This is a genomic window from Deltaproteobacteria bacterium (assembly GCA_026712905.1).
In the GTDB taxonomy this organism is placed as follows: domain Bacteria; phylum Desulfobacterota; class Binatia; order UBA9968; family JAJDTQ01; genus JAJDTQ01.
Genome location: JAPOPM010000189.1, coordinates 24,990 through 47,817 on the forward strand (window position 1 = coordinate 24,990; position 22,828 = coordinate 47,817).

16 protein-coding genes are annotated in these 22,828 nt (G+C 66.4%); 10 read left to right on the top strand and 6 right to left on the bottom strand.

What is annotated here, in order from left to right:
* Positions 1-27 precede the first annotated feature (27 nt).
* Positions 28-312 carry a 2Fe-2S iron-sulfur cluster-binding protein gene (locus OXF11_15890; protein ID MCY4488574.1) on the bottom strand — a complete coding sequence of 95 codons (285 nt, stop codon included), beginning with the start codon at positions 310-312 and terminating at the stop codon, positions 28-30.
* Positions 313-557: 245 nt separating this feature from the next.
* Here OXF11_15890 and OXF11_15895 point away from each other — a divergent pair, with 245 nt between their 5' ends.
* Entirely contained in the window at positions 558-3,746 is a 3,189-nt protein-coding gene (locus OXF11_15895; protein ID MCY4488575.1) for a hypothetical protein, read from the top strand.
* Between the two features lie 54 nt (positions 3,747-3,800).
* Here the strand turns inward: OXF11_15895 and OXF11_15900 are convergent, their stop codons facing one another.
* Complete coding sequence (locus OXF11_15900; protein ID MCY4488576.1) at positions 3,801-4,523, bottom strand: MBL fold metallo-hydrolase; 723 nt, start codon at positions 4,521-4,523, stop codon at positions 3,801-3,803.
* Between the two features lie 88 nt (positions 4,524-4,611).
* On the opposite strand from OXF11_15900, the gene OXF11_15905 reads away from it, so the two are divergent.
* The 7 genes from OXF11_15905 (at position 4,612) to OXF11_15935 (ending at position 15,970) form a co-directional block, all read left to right on the top strand.
* Positions 4,612-7,860: an exodeoxyribonuclease V subunit gamma gene (locus tag OXF11_15905; protein ID MCY4488577.1), complete on the top strand. Its 3,249-nt coding sequence runs from the start codon at positions 4,612-4,614 to the stop codon at positions 7,858-7,860.
* Positions 7,857-11,417: a UvrD-helicase domain-containing protein gene (locus OXF11_15910; GenBank protein MCY4488578.1), complete on the top strand. Its 3,561-nt coding sequence runs from the start codon at positions 7,857-7,859 to the stop codon at positions 11,415-11,417. The genes OXF11_15905 and OXF11_15910 overlap by 4 nt, the downstream gene beginning before the upstream one ends.
* 29 nt (positions 11,418-11,446) lie before the next feature.
* Entirely contained in the window at positions 11,447-12,148 is a 702-nt protein-coding gene (locus OXF11_15915) for a hypothetical protein (GenBank protein MCY4488579.1), read from the top strand.
* An 88-nt stretch (positions 12,149-12,236) separates the two neighbouring features.
* Positions 12,237-12,806 (top strand): class II aldolase/adducin family protein, encoded by a 570-nt coding sequence (locus OXF11_15920; protein MCY4488580.1) that lies wholly within the window; start codon positions 12,237-12,239, stop codon positions 12,804-12,806.
* A 44-nt stretch (positions 12,807-12,850) separates the two neighbouring features.
* Positions 12,851-13,771: an amidohydrolase family protein gene (locus OXF11_15925; GenBank protein ID MCY4488581.1), complete on the top strand. Its 921-nt coding sequence runs from the start codon at positions 12,851-12,853 to the stop codon at positions 13,769-13,771.
* Between the two features lie 102 nt (positions 13,772-13,873).
* Entirely contained in the window at positions 13,874-14,635 is a 762-nt protein-coding gene (locus OXF11_15930; protein ID MCY4488582.1) for an SDR family oxidoreductase, read from the top strand.
* Positions 14,636-14,668: 33 nt separating this feature from the next.
* A complete protein-coding gene (locus tag OXF11_15935) occupies positions 14,669-15,970 on the top strand; it encodes a hypothetical protein (protein ID MCY4488583.1) in 1,302 nt (433 codons plus the stop codon).
* Positions 15,971-16,173: 203 nt separating this feature from the next.
* On the opposite strand, the gene OXF11_15940 is transcribed toward OXF11_15935, so the two are convergent.
* From OXF11_15940 to OXF11_15955, 4 genes are all read right to left on the bottom strand, one after another.
* Positions 16,174-17,244, bottom strand: a complete 1,071-nt coding sequence (locus OXF11_15940) for a TauD/TfdA family dioxygenase (protein ID MCY4488584.1) — start codon at positions 17,242-17,244, stop codon at positions 16,174-16,176.
* A 34-nt stretch (positions 17,245-17,278) separates the two neighbouring features.
* Positions 17,279-19,426, bottom strand: coding sequence for a molybdopterin-dependent oxidoreductase (locus tag OXF11_15945; protein MCY4488585.1), 2,148 nt, complete (start codon positions 19,424-19,426; stop codon positions 17,279-17,281).
* A gap of 160 nt (positions 19,427-19,586) precedes the next feature.
* Positions 19,587-19,985, bottom strand: coding sequence for a hypothetical protein (locus OXF11_15950; GenBank protein ID MCY4488586.1), 399 nt, complete (start codon positions 19,983-19,985; stop codon positions 19,587-19,589).
* 8 nt (positions 19,986-19,993) lie between these two features.
* Entirely contained in the window at positions 19,994-21,088 is a 1,095-nt protein-coding gene (locus OXF11_15955) for a hypothetical protein (protein MCY4488587.1), read from the bottom strand.
* Between the two features lie 341 nt (positions 21,089-21,429).
* Between OXF11_15955 and OXF11_15960 the strand changes: the two genes are divergently transcribed.
* Complete coding sequence (locus OXF11_15960; protein MCY4488588.1) at positions 21,430-21,798, top strand: HigA family addiction module antitoxin; 369 nt, start codon at positions 21,430-21,432, stop codon at positions 21,796-21,798.
* Between the two features lie 3 nt (positions 21,799-21,801).
* Positions 21,802-22,773: an amidohydrolase family protein gene (locus OXF11_15965; protein MCY4488589.1), complete on the top strand. Its 972-nt coding sequence runs from the start codon at positions 21,802-21,804 to the stop codon at positions 22,771-22,773.
* Positions 22,774-22,828 lie beyond the last annotated feature (55 nt).

Genomic DNA, 22,828 nt, shown 5'->3' on the forward strand with positions numbered 1-22,828 from the left:
GAGTGCTTTTCGAGGCGGGAGCTCCCGTTACTCCGCGGGAATCTCCACGATCACGTCGCCGAGCACCTTGGCGACACAGCCCAGGCGGTCGGCGGCGTCCGACTCGAGCATGGACAGCGTGAGCTCTTCGTTGTCGTCCATGGGGCTCAGGTTGTTCTGGCCGGCCAGGATCTTCACCTTGTCGGTGCCGCAGATGGCCTCGGTGCAATCGTGGCGCAGCTTGACCCCGTTGCGTATCGCCGCCACCAGGATGGTGGTGCCGTCCTCAACCTCGAAGCTCTGTCCCAGGGGCATGAAAGTGACTTTGGGCATGGCGGGTTTGTAGGAGACGGCCGGCGGGTTGTCAAGCTGCGCCGACCCTGCGCCGCCACGCTCAAACACCCGGATGTGGCCATCTCCCGGTTTCTGGAACACGATGGGTTTGATATGTTTTTTGTAATAATCCTTGACTTTTTGTGTTTTTGCATTTATTCCCCGATTTTGGAAACTCATGTGGAAAACCTGACCCCACGGTGCTCATGGACCGATGCACATTGTGTGGGAAGGGAGTACAAGCCATGCCCACCAGCGACACGAGAAACAATTTCACCTACACGGACGCCCACGATTTTCATTTTGCCGACGAACGCGACACCGCGGACGACACCATCGACATGGGCGGCGGCCACGACTTGGTCTATGCCGGCGGCGGCACCAACACGGTGACCCTTGGTGCCGGGTACGACGTGGTGTATGCTTGGCCGGGGCACGGCACCACTACGGTCACGGACTATACCGCGGGTGAGGACTTCATCGGACTCAGCCGCCTTGGCGTCACCTCCTTCGACCAACTGTCCATCACGGCGGAAGGAACGACCGCCGTGATCGATCTGACCGCGTTCGGCGGCGGCACTATCCGGCTGGAGAACGTCGCGGCAAGCAGCCTGCGGTCTTCCAACTTCATACTGGCCAGGGCGGCCCGCCCACTGGAAATCTCGTCGTCGTACAACGGCGGCTTCGTGGTCGGTACAGACCGGGACGAGACCGTCACGTTGAGTCGCGACAACAACCTCGTGACCGGGGGCGACGGGTCGGACAAGTACATCGTAGATGGCATGATGTGGGGCAACCTTCCCTTGCAGCTCCACGACGACACCACGATCACGGACTTTGCCCGGGGCGAGGATGTCATCGATGTCTCCCGCCTCGCCATAAGGAGCTTTTCCCAACTGTCCATCACGGCCGACGGGACCGCCGCGGTCATCGACCTCACGGAGTTCGCGGGCGGTACCGTAAGGCTCGAAAACGTCGCGGCCGGCGATCTGAACGCGTCCGACTTCGTCTTTGAGACGACCGCGCTGCCGCGTTTCACCGCCGAGCACGGCCCCCTCACCATATCGTTCTCGGATGAAGACCCCCGGAGCCAGGAGTTCATCGGAGGGGACGACGAGGACGGGTTCTACGGAGGGGGCGGTTTGGACATCCTGAGCGGCGGGGGCGGCGACGACCGGCTGAACGGTGGAAAACACGACGATACTCTGACCGGCGGGACCGGCAAGGACGTCTTCGTATTCGAACCCGAACACGGAGACGACATCGTAACGGACTTCACTCCGGATGAAGACATCATCGACTTGGCCGCGTTCACGGAAATCAAGCGCTTCAACCAACTGACGCTCACCGCCGACGGAAACGACACCCTGCTCGACCTCACGGCACACGGGGGCGGCCTCATCCGCCTGCAAGGCGTTGCCCTGGATGTCCTCGACGCGGACGACTTCAGGTACGAGCCCACGCAAGCGATCGAGGTCACACTGACCGAAGTGGACGAGATCTTCCTGACGGGGTTCATGAACTACAACGACTACGTCATTGACGCGGGCGGCGGTGACGACATCATCGAAGGGAGTTGGGGGACCAATACGATAACCGGCGGCCTGGGGAACGACGAGTACTGGATACAGCCCGGCCACGGCACCAGCACGGTCACCGACTTCGCCCGGGGAAACGACGTCATAAACGTCGCCCAACTCGGCATCAAGAGCTTCGACCAACTGACCATCACGGCGGACGAAACCACCGCGGTCATCGATCTGACCGAATTCGGCGGGGGCGTGGTGAGACTCGAGCACGTCACGGCAAGCGACCTGGATGCATCCGACTTCGCCTTCGTCCCCAAGCCGACCGTAACCTACATCAAGCTGACCGACTCGAACCGCGGTGCCTCCATGATCCTCAACGCACGGGACACCTCCTATCAGAGCATCGAAGGAGGAGGCGGAAGGGACTGGATCAATACCCGTGGCGGCAACGACATAATCTCGGGACTGGCCGGGGATGACACCCTGATCGGCGAGGCCGGCGACGACACACTGACCGGCGGAGCCGGCGCTGACAGGTTCGTGTTCGGACCCGGCGACGGCAACGATACGATCACCGACTTCCGACCCGGTGAAGACCTCATCAACCTGGCTCTGTTCACCGACATCGCGGGTTACGGCAGTCTGAGCATTTCCGCCGATGGCGCCGACTCCGTGATCAACCTCGAGGCGCACGGAGGCGGCACGATTCGCCTGCTAGGCGTTGCCTCCACCGCGTTGAGCGCGGACAACTTCACATTCTATTCGGCAACGGCGGGGTTTGACCAGTTCTTGTTGAACTACGGCAAGCAGTACATAGGAACTCCCGGCGATGACGTCGCCGTCATGGGAGACGGTCACAACCTGCTCTACGGCGGCGGCGGCACCAATACCCTCACCGGTGGCGGCGGGTTGGACACCTTCCTGGTGGACTCGCAACACGGTACCAGCACGATCACGGACTTTGTCTCGGGAGAAGACCGCATCGACGTCAGCTTGCTCGACATCAGGACCTTCCGACAACTCACCATCGAAGCCGACGGTGACGACGCGGTCATCGACCTGACGCAGTACGGCGGCGGCACCCTCAGACTTCAGAATGTGGCGGCCACCGACCTCGATGCATCCGACTTCGTCTTCGTCACGCATACACAGCAGCACGTCGTCCCGAGCACGACCAGCGAAACGGTCTGGCCCAAGGGAGAGTACGCGAGCCAGCACGTAGAGGGAAACTCCGGGCCTGACTACATCGACACCGGGGGCGGCAACGACACGATCATCGGCAATGACGGTGACGACACGCTCGTCGGCAACCTGGGCCGCGATGTCTTGATCGGCGGAGAGGGCGCGGACACGTTCGTGTTCGCACCCGGCCACGGCGACGATACCATCACCGACTTTACCCCCGACGTGGACAACATCGACCTCACCGGGTTCACCGAGATCGCCGATTTCGACGCCGTGCAGTTGTCGGTGTCCGGTGCCGACACCGTCATCGACCTCTCGGCAAATGGCGGAGGCACGATCCGGCTCAAGGGCGTCTCCACGAGCGCCCTCGACGCCGACGACTTCACGTTCTACACGGCGCCGATCGACGAAGAATTCGTCAGCGGCCCGGGCCCGGATGTTCTGACCGGCGGCACAGGCGCGGACACATTCGTGTTCGCACCCGGCCACGGTGCGGACACGATCACCGACTTTGCCCCCAATGAGGACAAGATCGACCTCAGCGGTTTCACCCGGATCTCCGGTTTCAGCGCCTTGCGCATATTGCCCGCCGACACCGAAACCGTCATCGACCTCTCGGCGCAAGGCGGAGACATCATCCGGCTCACGGGCGTTTCCGCGAGCGACCTCGACGCCGGCGACTTCACGTTCTACACGCCACCGGTCGAAGACGGCATGTGAGCCACGTGGAGGCGCGCCCGCGCAGCGCGCCTCCACTCCCCGCCGGAACCGGCCTCAAAGATCCACCACCAACCCGTCTTCCGCGGTCCGTACCGGCAGCGACGGCCGCCGCGCCAGCATCTCCTCCCCCATGTGCGTCAGGATCAGCCGCTTGCAATGGAGGCGGTCGCGGTTGGCGGCGATCTGCACGTAGCTCATGTGTGAGGCGGACGTGTCGTCGTAGTAGCAGCATTCGCAGATGAACAAGTCCGCGCCGCGGCTGTGCGTGACGAACTGGTCCGTCCAGCTCGAATCGCCCGAAAAAAGCACGGTGCGGCCCGCCGCCGTCACCTTGAGTCCCAGGGAAACGGCGTCGGTCTGGTGCGGCACACGGAAGGCCAGCACCTCGGCGCCGGCCACGGCGGTGACGGTGTCGAGCTGAAGCTCGGAGAAGACGGCGAAGGGCAGCTCCTTTTTGCCGTACATGAGCTCCATGAGGGCGCGCACACGCTCTTCGGTGCCCGGCGGCCCGGCTATCTGCAGCGGACGCGTACGCGGCTGGTCGTAGAGGTAGTGGATGAAGAAGAAGGGCAACCCGCCGAAGTGGTCGCCGTGCAGGTGGCTCAGGATGACCGCGTCGAGGTTCGCCGGGTCCAGGCGGGCGCGCCTGAGGGCCGGCAAGGTCGAGGGGCCGCAGTCCAGGAGATACAGGTGCGACCGATCCTCCAGGAGGTACGCGGTCTGGTTCCGGCCGCCGCTGCCGAAGGCGTCCCCGGACCCGAGAAAGTGGACTCTCACACCATCAAGACTATCAGCGCCCCAACGACCTTGGCAATGAGCGGCGGGTCTGCCACATTCCCTGGAGATTCCGCGTTCCGGCGGCTCCATGAACATCGTTCTCGGCCCCTATCACCCACACCTGGAAGACGCCCTCGCCGGCGAGGTCCGAAGCCGGCGCGCGCGCGACCGGCTCACCCCACTCTTGCTGGTGGTGCCCTCGGAGACGCTGCGCCGGCGGGTCAAGACCCTGCTCGCTCACGAGCACGGCCTCCACCTTCTGAACACCCACATCCTCACCTTTTCCCAAGTCACGCTGAACCTGTTTCACGAGGCCCACGGACCGGAAAAGCCGACCCTGCGCGACGAGACCTTCATGGAGGAGGCGCTGAAACGCGTGCTCCCGGCACACAGGCGGTTCGCGCACATCGCCGAGAACGAGGGGGGCTGCGCCGCGTTGTGGCAATGCCTGCGCGACCTCAAGGACGCCATGGTGGACCCGGAGTTGGCGCTGGACGCACTGCGCGAAGACCATTTCGCCGGTCGGGACCGTGACGCGCTGCACGGGCTCTTCGAGTTGCACCGGGAAGTGACACACCGCTTCCCGGAGTGGCGGGCGCAAGATCGCCAGGACCTCGACGGCCTGGCGGGACTGGAGGCTCCGCTGTCGCGCTGGCTCGGGCAGTTCGCGCGCATCTGCTACTACGGCTTCTACGAGTTGACCCAGACGCAGTTGGAACTCTTCCAGAGCATCGCCGCCCACCATCCGGTGACCCTGTTCTACCCCCTCGCCCAGGGGCATCCCGACTGGTCTTTCGCCCAAGATTTCTTCGACCGCTACCTGCGCGGCCTGGCCGGGGCGGACGATGTCGTGGACCTGCTGGGCGGCGGTGCGGGCAGCGGCACAGCCTCCAGCGGCCCGGAACCGGACGCGCCGGGCCACCCGAAACCGAACGGATCCGTCATCGGGGGAGGCGGCCTTCCGAGGCCGGGAACTCCGCCCCGCCGCGAAGTCCTCGATTGCGCCAACCCCCGGGACGAGGTCCTCACCGTGGCCAAGCACCTGCTCCGCCTCGTGGAGGAGGAAGGGCTCGACTTCCGGCAAGCCGGAGTGGTGGCGCGCACCCTCGACCCCTACCTGCCCTGGATCCGGGAGATCTTCCCCGCCCACGGCATCCCTTTCCACACACCGGCGCGGGAGCCCCTGCACCGCTCCCAGCGGGTCCGGGCCGTGCTCGCGCTGCTGGACCTCCCGGTCCGGGACTACCCGCGCGCCGCGGTCATCGACCTGCTCGCGTCCCATCACTTCAACTTCGCCGGGGTCCTCGGCAGCCGGACCGAGCCTCGGCCCGAGCTCTGGGACGTGGCCACGCGATCCCTGGGCATCGGCCGCGGCCTGGGCGAGTGGCGGCGCCTGGAACGCTACCGCGACACGCCGCTCGAACTGAACCTCGTGGACGAGGAAGAGGAAGGCCGGCGCCTTCGCGTCGACTCGGAACAACTCGGCGCGCTGCTCGACGCGGTCGAGGCCCTGCACGCGGAGCTGAACGCCCTGCCGCGGGAAGCCGCCTGGTCCGATCTCGCGGCCCGCTGGCGCGCGCTCCTCGACCGCTTCCTGATTCCGGGTCCGGATGACGGCGAGGCCGAGGTGACCCGCGCCATCGACAACGTCTTCGCCGGCTTGGCGGCCCTGGACGCCGTCGGTGGGAGGGTGGCGCTGCCGGACTTCGTCGCGGCCCTGCGCAAGTCCCTGGACCGGGCCTCGGTGGCGCCGATGCGCGTTCCCGTGCCGGGCGTGCAGGTGCTGGACGCCGGGGCGGCCCGGGGCATCCCGTTCCGTGCCCTCTTCCTCGTGGGCATGAACGAGGGCGTATTCCCGCGCACCATCCGGGAAGACCCGTTCCTGCCCGACCGCGCCCGGCGCGTGCTGGAAACCGTGCTGGGCTACAAGATCTCCTCGAAGCTGGCGGGCTACGACGAAGAGAGGCTGCTGTTCGCCCTGCTGTCGGGCGCGGCCGACGAGCGCCTCTGTTGCACGTGGCCGCGGGCCGACGCGGCCGGGCGCGCGCTGGCTCCGTCGTGGTACCTCCGCGCGGTAGCTCCCGCCGCGGACACGGACGGCGGCGGCATGGAGTCCCGCTCCATTCCCAAGAGCGCCCTCGGCAAGCGCGGCACGCCGCCCTTCGACGACCCCCGGTGGCTCCTGCCCGAGGAACTGGCCGTGCGCCGGGCGCTGAGCGGCGAGGACCCGCGCACGCACGCGCGCATCGCCGGCGCGTCCATGGAGAACCTCGACAAGAGCCTGGCGGCCATCCGCGCCCTCAACGACGGCGCCGGCGCCCCGGGACCGTTCGACGGCGTCACCGGCCCGCTGCCGGAAGCGTGGGACCGGCTCCTGGAGCGCCGGATCTCGCCGACGACACTCGAGGCCTACGGGCGCTGCCCCTTCCAGTACTTCGCTGGCCGCGTGCTGCGCCTGGAACGGCTGGAGCGGCCCGAGTGGAGCGCACCGATCCAGGCGCTGGAGCAGGGACAGATCTGTCACGAAATCCTGCAGGCGTTCTACGAAGACCTTGACCGCGCCCTCGGGGACGGCTGGCGCGGGTGGCTCGACAGCGCCGCCGCCCGGGTCCTGTCCGCCTTCGAGGAACGCAGCCCCACGGGCTATCCGGCCGTGTGGGAAGCGGCCAAGGAGGAGTTGCTGGCCATGCTGCGCGAGGCCGTGCGGGCGGACCGGCAGGAAATGGCGAGGTCGGGCTTCCTCCCCGTGGGATTTGAAAAGGACCTCACCGCGCAACTGAATGCCGACTGGCCGGAGGATCTGCGCGGGCTCCCGCTTCAGGGCCGGCTCGACCGCGTCGATCACGATGCGCGCGGCGGCCGTTATCGGGTCATCGACTACAAGTACAAGAGCGGCAAGGAACCCGGGGCGGTGGACAAGGACCCCGTGCGCGCCGCGCTCCAGGCGCGCAGGCTGCAACTGCCTATCTACCTGCTGCTGGCCGCCGGCAATGAGATCGGCCGGGAAGCGGCCGGCGCGGACGCCATCGACGCGGCCTGGTACTTCCTGGCGCCGCGCTGGGAAGACGGGCCGCTGGTCGCGAAAGAGCTATCGGGACAGTCGTGGCGAGAGCCCGCGGGCGCGAAGATTCGCGAAACGGTAGCGCGCCTGTTGAGGGGCATGCGCGACGGCGAGTTCCCCTTGGTGAAAGGCGACTACTGCCGCTTCTGCCAGGTATCGGAGATCTGCCGCAAGGACCACTTCCCGTCGGTCTCGCGCGCCACCCGACATCCCGCGGCGGAAGCGCTGGCGCGTATCCGGCAAATGAAGGTCACGGGGGAGACCGGAACGTCATGACGACTCCGCCCGCGGACCATCGCGAACGCCGGCTGGCCTCCACCACCTTCGACCGCAACGTGGTGGTGACCGCGGGCGCCGGCACCGGCAAGACGACCCTGCTGGTGGAGCGCTGCGTCAACCTGCTGATGCGCCGGGAGCCCGCGCCGGTAGGCGTGACCGAGCTGGTGGCCCTGACCTTCACCAACAAGGCGGCCAACGAGATGAAGGCGCGTCTGCGGGACCGGCTGGAAGCCCTGGCCGGGACCGGGGCGACCCCGCCGCGGTCGCCGCAGGATGCCGGGACGGAAGAGATCGATGCCCTGTGCGGCCGATACGGACTCACGCCGGACGATGTTCGCGGCCACGCACACAAGGCGCTGGCGGAGCTGGAGCGGGCCCAGATCGGCACCATCCACGGCTTCGCCGCGTCCCTGCTCCGGCTCTACCCGCTGGAGACCGGGCTCGACCCCGGGTTCCGCGAAGGTGACGAACGGCTATTGCGGCGGCACTTCGACACCTCCTGGGGCCTGTGGCTCGACGGTGAGCTGTCCAGCGCCGGGCCGAGGACCGGGGAATGGAAGCAGGTCCTGGCGCGCTTCCCGCTGGAACAGATCGGCGAGTTGGCGCGGGGCCTGTGCGCGGAGAACGTGGATGTGGAGGGAATCCGGCGCAACGACGCATCCGGTGACTCCGCGGACGTCCTTGGGAAGTGGCTGGGCGATCTGGATGAAACCGTAACGGATCTCATGGCGCGTCACCCGGAACAGCGGAAGAACGAGCAGGCACTGGCGGTGGCGCGGAAGGTGATCCAATCGATACACTCGGCTCCCGCCGAAGCCGTTTCCGTCGACCCCGACGACTTGAGCCTTCTGCACCACAACCCATCCCGCGTGAGAGGATGGAACGAGGACGATCTCGAACGCGCCCGCGCCGTCGTGAAGGCCGCCGGCGCACTGGCCCAGGTCGACCGCGGCCAGATGGATCGGCTCTGCACCCTGTTGACGCCCTTTGCGCGGCAGTGCCGCGCCGACTTCACGCGCAAGGGCTTGGTGACCTTCGACGGCCTGCTGGTGCGCGCCCGCGACCTGCTGCGCGACCACCCGCGCATCCGCGAAGAGCTGAAGGACCGCTACAAGGCCATCCTGGTGGACGAGTTCCAGGACACCGATCCGCTCCAGTACGAAATCCTTTTGTGGCTGTGCGAGAAGCACTCTCAACGCGCGGCGACGTGGCGCAACATTCGCCTGGCCCCGGACAAGCTCTTCGTGGTGGGGGACCCCAAGCAATCCGTCTACGGATTCCGCGGCGCCGACATCGAAGCCTACCTGAAGGTCATCCAGGAAGTGATCGTAGCCCAAGGCGGGATCCGCTACCCGCTGACGGCCAACTTCCGCAGCGACGCCCGCATCCTCGACGTGGTGAACGGCGTCTTCCAGAACCTGATCCGGGAGCAACCCGGTCTTCAGCCGGAGTACATCCCGCTCCAGCCCGGCCTTGAGACCGCGGCGGAGGCCAACGCCGTTCACTCCGAGCCCTTCGGACCGGCTCAGGACAAGCCCTTTGACCAGACTCAGGACAGGCCCTTCGGCAACGCTCAGGACAGGCTTGGCGTAGCGCCGGCCGAGCAACATCGGAGGGACCCGTCATCCGGGCCGGATTCAAGGCCGGTGCGGCTGCGCCGGGCCACCGCGGCGGACGGCAAGCTGAATGCCGGAACCGCGCGCCGGCTGGAGGCGGAGTCCCTGGCCCGGTGGCTCGACGAGGAGGTCCTCGGCCGCACGCACCTCCACCGCCCGGACGGCGCTCTCGTGCCCGCGCAACCCGGCCACGTCGCCTTTCTCCTGCGCGCTCTCACCAACGTGCAGGTCTACCTGGAAGCGCTGCGCCGGCGCGGCATCGGCTACGTCGTGGAGGGCGAACGCGACTTCTACGCCACCCAGGAAGTGGTCGACACGGTCAATCTGCTGCGCGCCATCGACAACCCCCATGACCGCCTGGCGCTGGTGGGAGTGCTGCGCTCGCCGCTGGGCGGGCACGACGACGTCGAGATCTACGAGCTGAGCAAGAAGAGCCTCCTCGGCTACCGCGCGGCGGCCGACCACCGCTGGGTAGACCTGCCCGGGACGACCCTGGACCTCTATCGGCGCCTCGACCGCCTGCACCGCGAGGTGCGTTTCCTGGAGGCCGGACAAGCGGTGGAGCGGGTCTTCAGGGAACTGCCCCTGTCCGTCCTGGCGGCGAGCACGGGGGCGGGCCAGCAGGCCGTGGCCAACCTGGAGAAGATACGGCTGGTGGCCGAGGAGACCAGCGCCGAAGGCAGCGGCACCCTCAAGGACGTCGTCGCCGAGCTGGAACACCGGGTCCTGGACAGGGAGAACGAGCCCGAGAGCCCGCTGGAGGAAGAGACCCTCGACGCCGTCAGGATCATGAGCATCCACCGCGCCAAGGGCCTGGAGTTTCCCATGGTGGTGCTGGTGGACGCCATGGGCGGCACCGGCGGCAACCGGTCCCTGGAGGCCGAAGCGCGGCGCGACTGGGCCACGGGGCTGACGGGCTTGCGCATCGGCGAGACGTCGAGCCTCGCAGGCGTCTTTCTCGATGCGAAACGGCGCCAGCGGGAGGCGTACGAGCGCAGCCGGCTGCTCTACGTGGCCATGACCCGGCCGCGTGAGCGGTTGGTCATTTCCTTCGCTGAAAGGGACCGGGCGTCAAGAGCTCCGAGCGACAGCCTGCTGGCCATGCTGGACCAGGCCACCGGCGTCAACCTCGCCCAGGCCGGGCCCGGCATCGTCCCCTGCGACCCGGGCGAGATGGAAGTCGAAGTGGTGGTGGAGGACGCAGGGGCCGAGGAACGCCACGGCCGACAGCCGGCGCCGCCGGACGCAGAGGACTGGACGTGGTACGAAGACCTGTGGCGGCGGCGATGGGAAGACTGCGAAGCCCGCCGCCAAACCCCGCAGTTCCTCACTCCCACCCGATTCAAGGCCGCCGGAGAGGCGGCGGAAACGGACACGGGGCAGCCCCGTGCTGGGAGCACGCCCGAGGCCGACGGCCTCGAGCGCGACACCGCGCTCGTACTCGGAACGCTGACCCACAGGGTGCTCGAACACTGGAACTTCCAGACCACCCGCGTCGAAGAAGACCTTGACGAAGCCGTCGCCAAGCATGCGCCCGCCCTCCCCGCGGCAGAGAAGCGGGTAGTCGTCTCGGAGCTGAAGAAAATCTGGACTGCCCTGCTGGGCTCCGCGGTTTACGACGAGCTTCGGTCCGCGCGCATCCTGGGACGCGAGATACCCTTCGTCATGCCCTGGAACGGGCAGGTCATGGAAGGCGTCATCGATCTGGTCTACGAGCGCGACGGGCGGCTCTACGTGGCGGACTACAAGACGGACCAGGTCACGGACGACGACATGGGCCGGCTCATGGACGACTACCGCCACCAAGCGGAGATCTACACCGAAGCCGTGCGACGGGGACTTGACCGGGAGGTGGACGCCTTCCGGTTGATCCTGCTGCGGCTGGGGCGTGCCGTGGACGTGCCGCCGGGACCGGTCGCGCCAATTCATGTGCCATGAGGAGTGAGCCCCACATCACCGCGGAGGGTATGCTCGCCCGGCTCGGAGTCAAGCCCGGCGCCATGGGAAAGCTGGCCCTGGTACCCGGCCCGCGCGAACGGGCCGCGCGGCTGCGGCTCGCCATCGAGGACCCGCAAAAGACCCTCGCCTTCCAGGATTACGAGATGCACACCGGCACGTTGGGCGGACGCCGCGTCACGGTGGGCAACGGTGGGCGGTACTCCGCGGACACCGCCATCACCACGGAGCTGCTGTGCGCCGCCGGCGTGGAGACTCTGGTGCGGGTGGGAAGCTGCGGCTCGCTGCAGGGAGGCGTCAAGCTGGGCGACGTCGTCATCGCCACCGGCGCCGTGCGCGGCGACGGCGCCAGCCCGCGTTACGTCCCCGACGACTTCGACACCGTATGCCACCCGCTCGTGGTGGAAGCGTTGACGCGCGCGGCCGAGAGCCTCGACGTACCCGTGCACCACGGCCGCGTATTCACCACCGACGCGCTGTTCCGGGAGACGCCGGAGTTGCTGGCCGACCTGGAGCAACAGGGCATCGCCGCCATCGACATGGTGACCGCCGCGTTCCTCACGGTGGCCCAGGTCAAAGGCGCCAGGGCCGGCGCCGTCCTCGCGGTTTCCGACGAGTGCGTCACCGGAAAGCTCGGCTTCCACGGCCCGTCGGCCCGTGAGGCCGAGAAGCGTGCCATGGAGATCGCCCTCAAGGCGGCGGAGTGGCTCTGACCGGGGGCGCCAGCCTCCGCCGTTCCGTGGTTTGCAGGGCGCCGGACTTGGTATTTGGAATTAGCGACCCGGGAGCGGGGGTGAGTCCATGGCACAGGGTCCGAAAGGCTCGCGGGCCGAGATCATCCGCTGGGGCGAGAAGCTCTTCGAACGCCGCCTCGTGAGCGGATGGGGCGGCAACCTCAGTTGCCGCTTCGGCCGGGACCGCTACCTGGTGACGGCGAGCGGAGCCCCGCTGGGATTCCTCAAGGCGGCGGACATCGTCGAGATCGACGCCGGCGGCCAAGCCGTCCGGCCGGGCCGGCAACCCTCCAGCGAGACCCCGCTCCACCTTGCCGTCTACGCCGCCACCGACACCCGCGCCGTGGTCCACGTCCATCCGCCCGAGATCATCGCCGGTTGCAGCGGCATCGAGGAATTCGTACCGTTGAGCTTCGAAGAGGAATACAGTCTGGGCCGCGTACCGGTCATCGCCCATGAAGGGCCGACCGTCGCCGACCCGGAACCGGTGGCGCAGGCGCTGCGCGACCACCCGGTGGTGATCCTGCGGGGCCACGGCACGGTAGCCCGCGGTCGTGACCTCATGGAGGCGTTCCTGGTCACCGATCTGCTGGCGGAGGCGGTGCGTTGCCGGCACATGATGCCGGGCGATTCGTAGCGGCCCATGCCGTGAAATCGGCCCCGCGGCGAGAAGAGAGAAGCATGATCGTCGAGGTCCACTGTCACCCGTTCGGGCCGCCTTCCTACCGGGATCTGCGCGGCAAGATCCGTAGCGTCCCGGACCTGATCGGCTTCCGGCGGAACCATCCCGAGCTGTACCGAGCCCGGGACACCGAGCCGCTGGTGGACTACGTGGACGAGTTGATCGCGGACATGGACCGGTACGGGGTGGACAAGGCGCTGATCATGACCACCGGGGGTTGCGACACTCCCGACGAGAAGGACGAGAAGACCGCGGCCGCCGTGGCCCGGTACCCGGACCGGTTGTACGGGCTGGCGAGCCTGGGGGAAGACTACTCGGGCAACGGCGTGTGGGAGAACGCGCCGGCGCTGCGGGCGGCGGCGCCCGGGCTGATCGCGGACCGCATCGAGCGGCTGGGATTCAAGGGCATCGGCGAATCCCACGGGGGCCCCTTCACGACGGAGACGCATCCGGTGAAGATCGCCGACGACCTGCGCCCGATAATGGAGTCCCTGACCGTGTACCGGGTGCCGCTGCTGATCGCCACCGGCTGGACCCAGTTCCCCGGGCGGATGTACTACGCCGACCCGATATACGTGGACGAGATCGCCGGACGCTATCCCGACGTGCCCATCGTGCTGACCAAGATGGGCCGAGCCATCCAGCATTACTTCGAGTCGGCCCTGATCGTTGCCATGCGCAACCCCAACGTGTATTTCGATACGACTTCCACGACGGCGGAGCACCTGCGCCGGGCCGTGGAAACCATCGGCGCCGACCGCATCATGTTCGGCACCGACTGGTCGCCCACCTGGAGATGCGTCGAGGTGCCCGAGCCGCTGTACCCGGCGAGGCTCAAGGTCGTCCGGGACTCGGGCATTTCGGACGAGGACGCGGAGCGGGTGCTGTGGAAGACGGCGGTGGAGTTGTATGGGTTGTGAGGGCACGGGCAGGGTTGGGGGGCTTGCCCTCGACCCGATCGGGGGCGGGAATCCAGGTGGGGAGTGGGGCCGGGGAACACAGGCACAAGCAAGGAGGATTTCATCATGCGTTTGGACGGAAAGGTGGCGATCGTGACGGGCGGGGGCATCGGCATCGGCCGGGCCTATTCCAAGGCGCTGGCGCAGGAAGGCGCCAAGGTGGCCGTGGCCGACATCCAGGTGGAGGCAGCCACGCAGGTGGCGGCGGAGATCAACAAGGACGGCGGCGAGGCCATCCCCGTGGCCGTGGACGTCTCCTCGCCGGAGAAGACCCGCGAGATGGCGGACGCGGTGCTGAAGGAGTACGGGCGCATCGACATCCTGGTGAACAACGCCGGCCTCTACACGGCGCTCACGAAGAAGTCCTTCATGGAGATCCCCGAGGACGAGTGGGACCGGGTCATGGCGGTGAACGTCAAGGGCCTGTTCCTGTGCGTGCAGGCGGTCTATCCGGCCATGAAGGAACAGGGCAAGGGCAAGATCATCAACATCTCCTCGGGCACCATCCTCGGCGGGACGCCGATGTTCCTGCACTACGTCACCTCCAAGGCCGGCGTGCTCGGCTTCACCCGCGCGCTGGCGCGGGAGATCGGCCCCGACGGGATCAACGTCAACTCCATCATGCCCGGCCTCACCATCTCGGGCGACAACCAGCAGGGCGTCACCACCCCCCAGCAACTGGAGAACCGGCGCAAGAGCCGCGCGTTCCAGCGGGACCAGTACCCGGACGACTTGGTGGGCACGGTGGTTTTCCTGTCGTCCGACGACAGCGACTTCGTCACCGGCCAGTCCATCAGCGTCGACGGCGGCCAGCACATGCACTGACGTTGTGGCGCCACGGATAGGGGAAGGAACGTCATGAGCGGCCTTGAACTCGCCGAGTACCGCGTGCACGAGATTCGCCTCGGACGCGAGACGCGCTTTTCCTCCGGGGTTCTGGAGGTGGACGCCGAAGGTCTCGCCGCCTTGGCGGAGCAGGACCCGCGGGTGCGTTCCGCGCGCTTCGACGTGGTGCGCCCGGGCGAGAAGGCGCGGGTCACGGGCATCCGCGACGTGGTGGAGCCGCGCATCAAGACCGCGGGCACGGGACAGGTGTTTCCGGGAATCCTCGGGCCGGTGGCGCCGGTGGGCACCGGGCGCACGCACCGGCTCTCAGGCATGGCGCTGGCCACGGCCGTGGCCTACGAAGGCACCGTCCGCACCGGCACCACCTCACAGCGGAGCGCCATCCTCGACATGTGGGGGCCGGGCGCCGACATGACCCCGTTCGCCTCCCTGGTGAACCTGGTCATGACGCTGGACCTGGAAGACGGCCTGCCCGCCTTCGAAGCCCATCAGGCCATTCAGCGCGCGCAGTTCGGCGTGGCGTTGAGGGTGGCCGAGACCACCACCGGGCTCGCGCCCGACGACGTGGAGGTCTTCGACCCGGACAGCCGCGGCGACGACCCGCCCCGCGCCGTCGTCATCATCGGCTGCTTCACCGAGGCGCAGCACCGGCCGTCCAACGTGTCCTATTACGGCCTCCACATCCAGGAGACCCTGTCCACCATCATCCATCCCAACGAACTCATCGACGGCGCCATCGCCCCCGGCACCATCCGCACCGTGAGCTATCATCCCATCACCTGGAACTGGCAGAACCAGCCCCTGGTGCTGGCGCTGCTCAGGGACCAGCGCTTCCGCTGCGCCGGGGTCATCATCGAGCGCATCGGCTTCGAGACCTCCCAGGAGAAGGAGATCGCCGCCCAGAACGCGGTGGGACTCGCCGCCTCCCTTGGCGCCGACGCCGCGCTGATCACGCGCACCGGCTCGGGCAACGCCTTCATCGAAGTCATGCTGACGGTGAAAGGCTGCGAGGAGCAAGGCATCAAGACCGTCCTCGTCACCTACGAGTACGGCGGCAAGGACGGCACCGAAGCGCCGCTGCTGTATTACGAAGAGGCCGCCGACGCCGCCATCAGCACCGGCAATCGCGACGTCGAGGTGGAACTACCCGCGGCCGACCGGGTCGTCGGCGCCTACGAAACGCTCCAGCTCATCAACTACCCCGGCGCCCCCTACGTCGACGCTCACGAGCCTTTGGTGCTCGAAGCCCGCGACGTCATCGCCGGCGGCATCGACATCTGGGGCGCCCGCAACCGGCTCTGCCGGCCGTACTGAGCAAAGGGAACGTCATTCCCGCGAAACAGGCGGTGTCAAAACACCGCCTAGCCACGACCCGGCAGCACCACCCCGAGTCGTCATTCCCGCTTCCGCGGGAATGACGACTCGGGGGGTTGGCGCCGATTCTTGCCCGGAAGACGTTTGGACACAGCCTGAAAAGCGGGAATCCAGGGGCCGGGAGGGGGCGCCAGCCCGGCGCCCTACTCCGGATGCAACGGCGCGCTGTACATCGTGCCGGGCACCACGACGCCGCCCGCAGGGCGTTCGCCGGGCTTGAGGTGGGCGAAACGGTCGTTGTAAGCCGGCGGCAGCGGACGGCCGCCGGGGGTGCCGAGCCAGAGGCGCAGCAGGTCGCGCCGGCGTTCGGGCTCGGGATAGTCCTCGAACTCCGTGCGCGAGTGGCAGGTGACATGATTGTGCAGGATCTGCACGTCCCCTTTCAGAAACTCCATATCGTACGACAGCTCGTTATTCAGCTTGGCGAAGAGATCCAGCGCCTCCTTGAGTTCCTCGGTGTGGCGCGGCAACTGCTCGAACCGCTGGGCCGAGCGGATGTACGTGCCTCCCGCGCTCACGGTCAGGTAGTCTTCGTAAAAGTTGAAGATCGGGAGCTGCCACCACGGATCCTTCCCCTCGGGAACCTCTTCGCGCCGGTCCCGGTAGATGGGGGCAGCCAACTCCGCCACCAGGTCGGGGCGGCGTTTCAACATCTCGTTGTAGATGCTCAGGGTGCTGGTGAAGCGGCTGCTGCCGCCGGACTTGGCCGGGTGCAGGCACATCAGCACGACCACGTCGCAGGCGTCGGAGTGGAAGGGCAGCATGTCATGGGTCTGGTAGCCGCGGTGCTTGGGGTTCTTGAGAGTGCCGCCGAGATCGGCCACGTGGCCCAGCAGGTGCCCCTTGGAGTTCTGGGACACTGGATAGCCGAGGAAGAGGCCGATGCCCCAGAAAGCGATGGCGGCCTGCATGCGGCTGTAACGCTCCACCGGCACGCCCCGTATGAGCCCTATGCCGCGGCCGTTGATCACCTCGTCGGCGACCTCATCGAGCCGGTCCCCCAGCGTCGAAAGCACGAAGTCGTCCCGGGTGACGTCCAGGATGTCGAGCCCGCGTTCCTCCACCCGAGCGACGGCCGCGTCCAGATCCGCGATCTCGCTCTCGGTCAGCGGGTGAATCCAGCTCTGGTCGGCATCCAGGTCCTCCGCGGTCCAGGCCGCGGGGTCCACAACGGGCTGGTTCAGCACGGCCGGCTCTCTGACGATGTTCAGCATGGGTCTTCCTCCGAAGTTGCTGCCCTTCGTGTTCTCACAAACTCTCGACCTTGGCAATACGGCACGGCAACCCGCGGGTGTCCGCGGACCCCGTCACCGGATCCCACGGCCCATCATAGCGCATGGCGGCATTGATGTTCACTTCCAAAGCGCCGCGATGCGGGGCCTCCGCCTCCGGGTACCACCAGCCCATGCCGGTGCGCGCCACCCCCGGCAGGGTGGCCTCGGTGACGCGGACCTTCAGGCGGCAACGCCCCGGGCCGCCGGCGGTCTCCACCCACACCCAGTCGTCGTGGGCGACCCGGTGCTGCGTGGCCGTCTCCGGATGCAGTTGCAACCACGGGTCGGGCGACACCTTGCGCGCCCAGCCCTGGTCGCGGAACCGCGAGTGGTGGTAGGTGCGTTCCCGCACCCCCGTCAGCAGCGTCAGCGGATAGGCGTCGCGCACCGCGGGCGTCTCGCGCTCCGCGCGGGTGGGCGTGTAGTCCGGCAGCGGGTCCAACCCCAGCTCGGCGAGGCGCTCGGAATAGAGTTCCACCTTGCCGGTCTTGGTCTTGAACCCGGCCTTTTCGAAATCGCCGTAGGTGAACGGGAAGTTGGCGTAGCCCTTCTCGCGCATCTGCTCCACGCTGACGCCGCAGTCCCCCAGCAGGAACTCGTTGAACTCGCGCTTGGTCTCCCAGGGGATGAAGCGCCGGGCCTCGGCGACGCCGCGGGCCTCGATGCGACGGGCCAGGTCGTGGGCGATACGGAAGTCGCCGCGCGCCTCCCCCAGTGGCTCCACCGCTGGCTGGATCAGGCTCAGGCACGGCCCGGACCCCTCCAGCGACACCTCCTCGTCCTCCAGCCCCGTGGTCTTGGGCAGCACGATGTCCGCGTACTCGGCGGTAGGGTTCATCATGTGGGTGGCCACCGCGAAGAAGTCCAGGGACTTGAGCGCCGCCAGGGTCTTCGGCGTGTCGGGATAGGTCACCACGATGTTGACGCCGCTGACGTACATGGCGCGCACCGGGTAGGGCTTGCCGCTCAGCACCGCCTCGATCACCGACGGGTTGTGGCACGAGGTCTGCCAGCCCTCGGGGCCCGCCCACAGCGGGAACCGGTCCGCGCCGATGGTCCGCTGCTCCACTTCCAGGGGCAGCCGGAACTCGGGCTTGTGCAGCACCTCGATGTAGTTGGTGAACCCGGCCGGCTTCTTCACCCGCCGGTTGCCGCCCTCGCGGTCCAGGTTGCCGCTGATGGCCACCAAGCAATGGAAGGCCCGAAACGTCTGCACCCCGGCGCTGAACGCATCAATGCCGTGCCCGCTCACGAAGCACGACGGCCCGTCGGAGTAGAGCTCCGCGGCCCGCTCGATGTCCGCTTGCGGCACCCCGGTCAACTCCGCCGCGCGCTCCGCAGGGTACTGGGCTGCCCTCTCCGCCAACGCATCGAACCCGTGGCACCAGCGCTCCACGAACTCGCGGTCGTAGCCCCCGTGCTCCACCAGCCAGTGGATCATCGCCAGCCCGATGGCCGCGTCCGTGCCCGGCCGCGGCCGCATCCACAGGTCCGCCATGGCGGACGCCGGGGTTTCGCCCGGATCGATGACTACGACGCTCGCGCCCTTTGCCTTGGCGCGCTTGAGCGCCTGCCACTGCGGCGGGTCCGCCGCGTACGGATTGCGCCCCACCACCAGCGCGCAGCGCGTGTTGTCGATGTCCTCGCCCTTGCTGATGGCCAGCCCCGTGATCCGGTCGCTCAACGCCCGGCACCCGCCGCACAGGTCCTGGTTCATCATCCAGTTGGGCGACCCGAACCCCCGCAACAGCAGCGCCAGCATCACCCCACGGCTGAAATGCGCGTTGCTCACCGCCCCGCACAGCGCGGGAGCGCCGTACTTCTCCCGCACCGCCAGCATCGCCTCCGCCATCTCGTCCAGCGCCTCGTCCCACGACACCCGCCGCCACCGCCCGCCACCCCGCGGCCCGGTGCGCTTCATGGGGTAAAGCACCCGGTCCGGATGATAGGTCAGCTCCGGCAGGCCGCGAATGCCCTTGACGCAGAACGCTCCCAGGGACGCCGGATGCTCGGGGTAAGGCGACACCTTCGTCACCCGCCCGTCCTCGACGGTCACGAGGGAGCCACAATGGGCGCTGCACTCCCAGCAGGTGCTGGGGATGATGGATTGGGTGGTGTTCATGGCATTGTTGCCGATAATCGACGGGAGCCTGAGAAGCTTCTTTGCTCCCTTTCCCTCCAGGAGAGGATCGGGGTGAGGGGCCCACAACCTGACGATGCATTAACCGCCGGAGGGTATCCAACGGAGAGGTGCCGTGTCAACAGAGCTGCTGTCGTTTAGATCAGGGATAGAGCCGTCCGCGAGCCAGCGCCTTTTGCTTCAGGCGTTTAGCCTTCGTCTTCTGTCGGCTTGGCGCATGAGCTTCATAGTTCGCAAGAGCGTGAGCCGGATTGGCCGCCTTGCCATCGCTCGCATCCAACGGATCCTCAGTGCAGGGGATGTCGTGTTCGCGAAACTCTCCTACGGTTAGCCCGTACACAGCCGCGGACTCGGAACCATTGCCGGTGTACAGCCCATAAGACTCCTTGGCCGTTGTCAGGGCTGAGCGATCAACGGAGAGCTTGTTGTCGTCTTTCGGGGTCGGCATGAACGACTGGCTTGACGGGGCATCACCCTGCATAAAGCCCGGATGCACTTGCCGAAACAGTACTTCCTCGTCGTCGGATAGTTCGATGGCCATCGGGGAACCTACACCCCTACTCGTGCATCGAATTCGGCCAGGAAGTCTTCTCCAGCGTTCATAAAGTGTTTTGCCTCCAACTCCTCCGGACCTTCGATCTGGATGCCGAAGAACTCCAGCCCTCCATCGGCTTCAATCTCGACGGAGTAGTCCCATCCGTGGACTTCAAACTCGAACAGCACGCCACCAGCAAGGGTCGGAAAAACTGCAAGGGCTCCAGCCAGCGAGGGACGTTGCCTGAGGAAAGTCTTTGCCACCTTGATGGCTTCGTCGGATGGCGCGGAGCCTTCACCATCGTGCCACCCGTCCTGGAGGTTCCCGAGATCGGTCAATCGTTCCATACAACGCATCACATTGTCCGCCAGATCCGGGTCGATCAACTCCACATCGAAGACATCGATGATGCTGCGGAAAGTGTCTCTGTTATCGAGCTCGATCATGAGCTCGAACTGAATTGCGGCACCTATATTCCCGTCGAACTCTGCCGCGATCCGATCACTGTCAACGTCGATCCTCAGTTCCCCGTATTCCTGGGTATGGACATCAATGTAGCCGGCTACGTTGAATCCTCGCAGGTCGCCGATTCCTTCGAAGCGGAGCTGGTAAGTCTCCCGTACATGGGTGATGAGGGCTTTTCGGCGATAATTGTCGAGAAAGACAACGTTTCCTTCGGGATCAGGCCGGTCTGGAAACTCGATCCTTTCCTGATCGCGTAGACCGGCGCCGAGTTTGTTGAGGGCGCGGATGTGCTCAGAGGAAAGTGCTGTAGGGAAGCGGTCTTGGCCGGCGCCATCGATCAGGCCGACCAGGTCTTTGAAGGACTGATCGACAATCTCTTCGAGCTCTTCCGTGAAACCCGGCAATGTTATCTGCGCTTGTTCCAGGCTCCAGTCGAGTTTTGGAACTGCACTCCCATCCTCGATCCCGACCAAGTCAAGTGAGATGCTTTTGTCGAACCCCTTGGGGAGGCGTTCACGGTCGGCATGCGACTGTCGCCAACGGTCCTTGGCGTAGGCAACCAGCAAGTCGCGGAAAGCAGACAGGTCGGCCAGCAGCGTCGTCGGCAGGCGCGGGCCTTCAAAGCGTGCCCCGACATAACGCAACTCGAATATTTTCCGTCCAGTAGGCAGGTCGGTATCTCCAGGCAGCGCAACTCAATTATACCCTTAACCAGATACCACCGGACAAGCCGGACTTCAAAAGTCTAGAGGCAGGCACCTTGAGGTGGTCCCGGAAAATCGCCTTTGGGCCATGCTCGCGGGTTCCAGACTCAACGGGTCACCGCCCGGTGGGTGGTCGCCCCTCTGCCCGCTCTACCGGAAACGCCGAATATGTTAAACAGGACCCTGGCGGCATGATCCATTACCCCTAAATACGCCTTATTGCTGCCGCCAGCCTGTCCCACAAACCAGGACCACTCTACTACGGGATGAGGGGTAGTAAGATGCCCGGCTCTCAAAAATCACGTCAAGGGAAACTCCCTCCCATTCACCCGGGGGAGATACTCGACAGAGAATTTCTCCGTCCCTTGGGTATCACGCAGTACCGGCTCGCCAAGGCGATTGGCGTCGACGTCCGTCGAATTCGTGCCATGGTGCAGGGCCAGCGTTCGATTACAGCCGAGGCCGCGTTGTTGCTGTCCCGCTTCTTTCGAAACTCCGCTGAATTCTGGATGGGGCTACAGAGTCAGTATGAGCTTGAGTCGACAACTGACCGACTCAATGCCGTATACGGCGACGGTTCAGTTTCGACGCTCGACGAGGTACTTGGGGCCCTCCAATTTCTCTCCTTAGCGGACGACGACAACGGGTAGTCTGTGGTTGTAGATTTCCAACATCACTACGTGCCGGAGCAACTGGCCCGAAAGAAGGGCCTCTACTCCGACAAGGTCGCCGTGGCCACCGAAGGCGGGGTGCCGCGGATGACCCTTCACTCGAAGCTGTACGACGCGGAGGCGCAGCTCCAGGACATGGACGAGGCGGGGGTGGATGTGTCGGTGGTGTCCTGCCATCTGGGCTGGGATGGCAACCTTGAGGATTGCAGGGTCATCAACGACAACTACGCGGAGCTGGAGCGGCGGTACGACGGGCGGTTCGTGGGGCTGGCCCACGCGCCCGTCCTTGAAGGCGACAAGGCCCTGGACGAGCTGGATCGGGCGGTCCTGGAGCGGGGGCTCCACGGCGTGACCATCACTTCACAGGTGGGCGGGCTTTTTCTCGACGCGCCGGAGCTGGACCGGTTCTACGAGCGGGTGGCGCGCCTCGGCGTCCCGATATTCGTGCATCCGGCGTTGGTGCCCAAGGGGTATGATTCCATTCAGGGCTACGATTTGCCGCGCATCATCGGCCGGGAGATCGACCTCACCATCGCGACCATTCGCCTGATCGCCGGAGGGGTGCTGGACCGGCACCCGGAACTCGACTTCGTCATCGGTCACTTCGGCGGCGGCATATCGGCGCTCAAGGACCGGCTGGTGGCCATGGCGCACCGGTTCGGCACCCTGAAGCATTCGTTCGACGAGTATTTCGACCGGCTCTACTTCGACCTTTCGGGCTTCGAGGGCGGGATCACGGCCTTTCGTTGCGGGCTGCTGGGCATCCGGCCTGAACGGCTCGTGTTCGCCACGGACTATCCGCAGAACTTCACCGGCGTGAGTACGCAGGGCGGAAAGGGTAACCAGGCCATTCGCGAATACATCGACGCGGTCAGGAACCTGGATCTGGCGGAGCAGGTCAAGGAGGATATCCTGGGTGGGACCGCCGCCCGGCTGTTGAAACTGGACCGTTGAAACCGCCGAGCGTCTAATTTGAAACCCCTGTGTCCGTCCAACCAATGAACGGAGT

Coding starts and splice junctions, on each gene's coding strand:
- OXF11_15890 (MCY4488574.1), bottom strand. CDS start 312: ATGCCCAAAGTCACTTTCATGCCCCTGGGACAGAGCTTCGAGGTTGAG.
- OXF11_15895 (MCY4488575.1), top strand. CDS start 558: ATGCCCACCAGCGACACGAGAAACAATTTCACCTACACGGACGCCCAC.
- OXF11_15905 (MCY4488577.1), top strand. CDS start 4,612: ATGAACATCGTTCTCGGCCCCTATCACCCACACCTGGAAGACGCCCTC.
- OXF11_15910 (MCY4488578.1), top strand. CDS start 7,857: ATGACGACTCCGCCCGCGGACCATCGCGAACGCCGGCTGGCCTCCACC.
- OXF11_15915 (MCY4488579.1), top strand. CDS start 11,447: ATGCTCGCCCGGCTCGGAGTCAAGCCCGGCGCCATGGGAAAGCTGGCC.
- OXF11_15920 (MCY4488580.1), top strand. CDS start 12,237: ATGGCACAGGGTCCGAAAGGCTCGCGGGCCGAGATCATCCGCTGGGGC.
- OXF11_15925 (MCY4488581.1), top strand. CDS start 12,851: ATGATCGTCGAGGTCCACTGTCACCCGTTCGGGCCGCCTTCCTACCGG.
- OXF11_15935 (MCY4488583.1), top strand. CDS start 14,669: ATGAGCGGCCTTGAACTCGCCGAGTACCGCGTGCACGAGATTCGCCTC.
- OXF11_15940 (MCY4488584.1), bottom strand. CDS start 17,244: ATGCTGAACATCGTCAGAGAGCCGGCCGTGCTGAACCAGCCCGTTGTG.
- OXF11_15945 (MCY4488585.1), bottom strand. CDS start 19,426: ATGAACACCACCCAATCCATCATCCCCAGCACCTGCTGGGAGTGCAGC.
- OXF11_15950 (MCY4488586.1), bottom strand. CDS start 19,985: ATGGCCATCGAACTATCCGACGACGAGGAAGTACTGTTTCGGCAAGTG.
- OXF11_15960 (MCY4488588.1), top strand. CDS start 21,430: ATGCCCGGCTCTCAAAAATCACGTCAAGGGAAACTCCCTCCCATTCAC.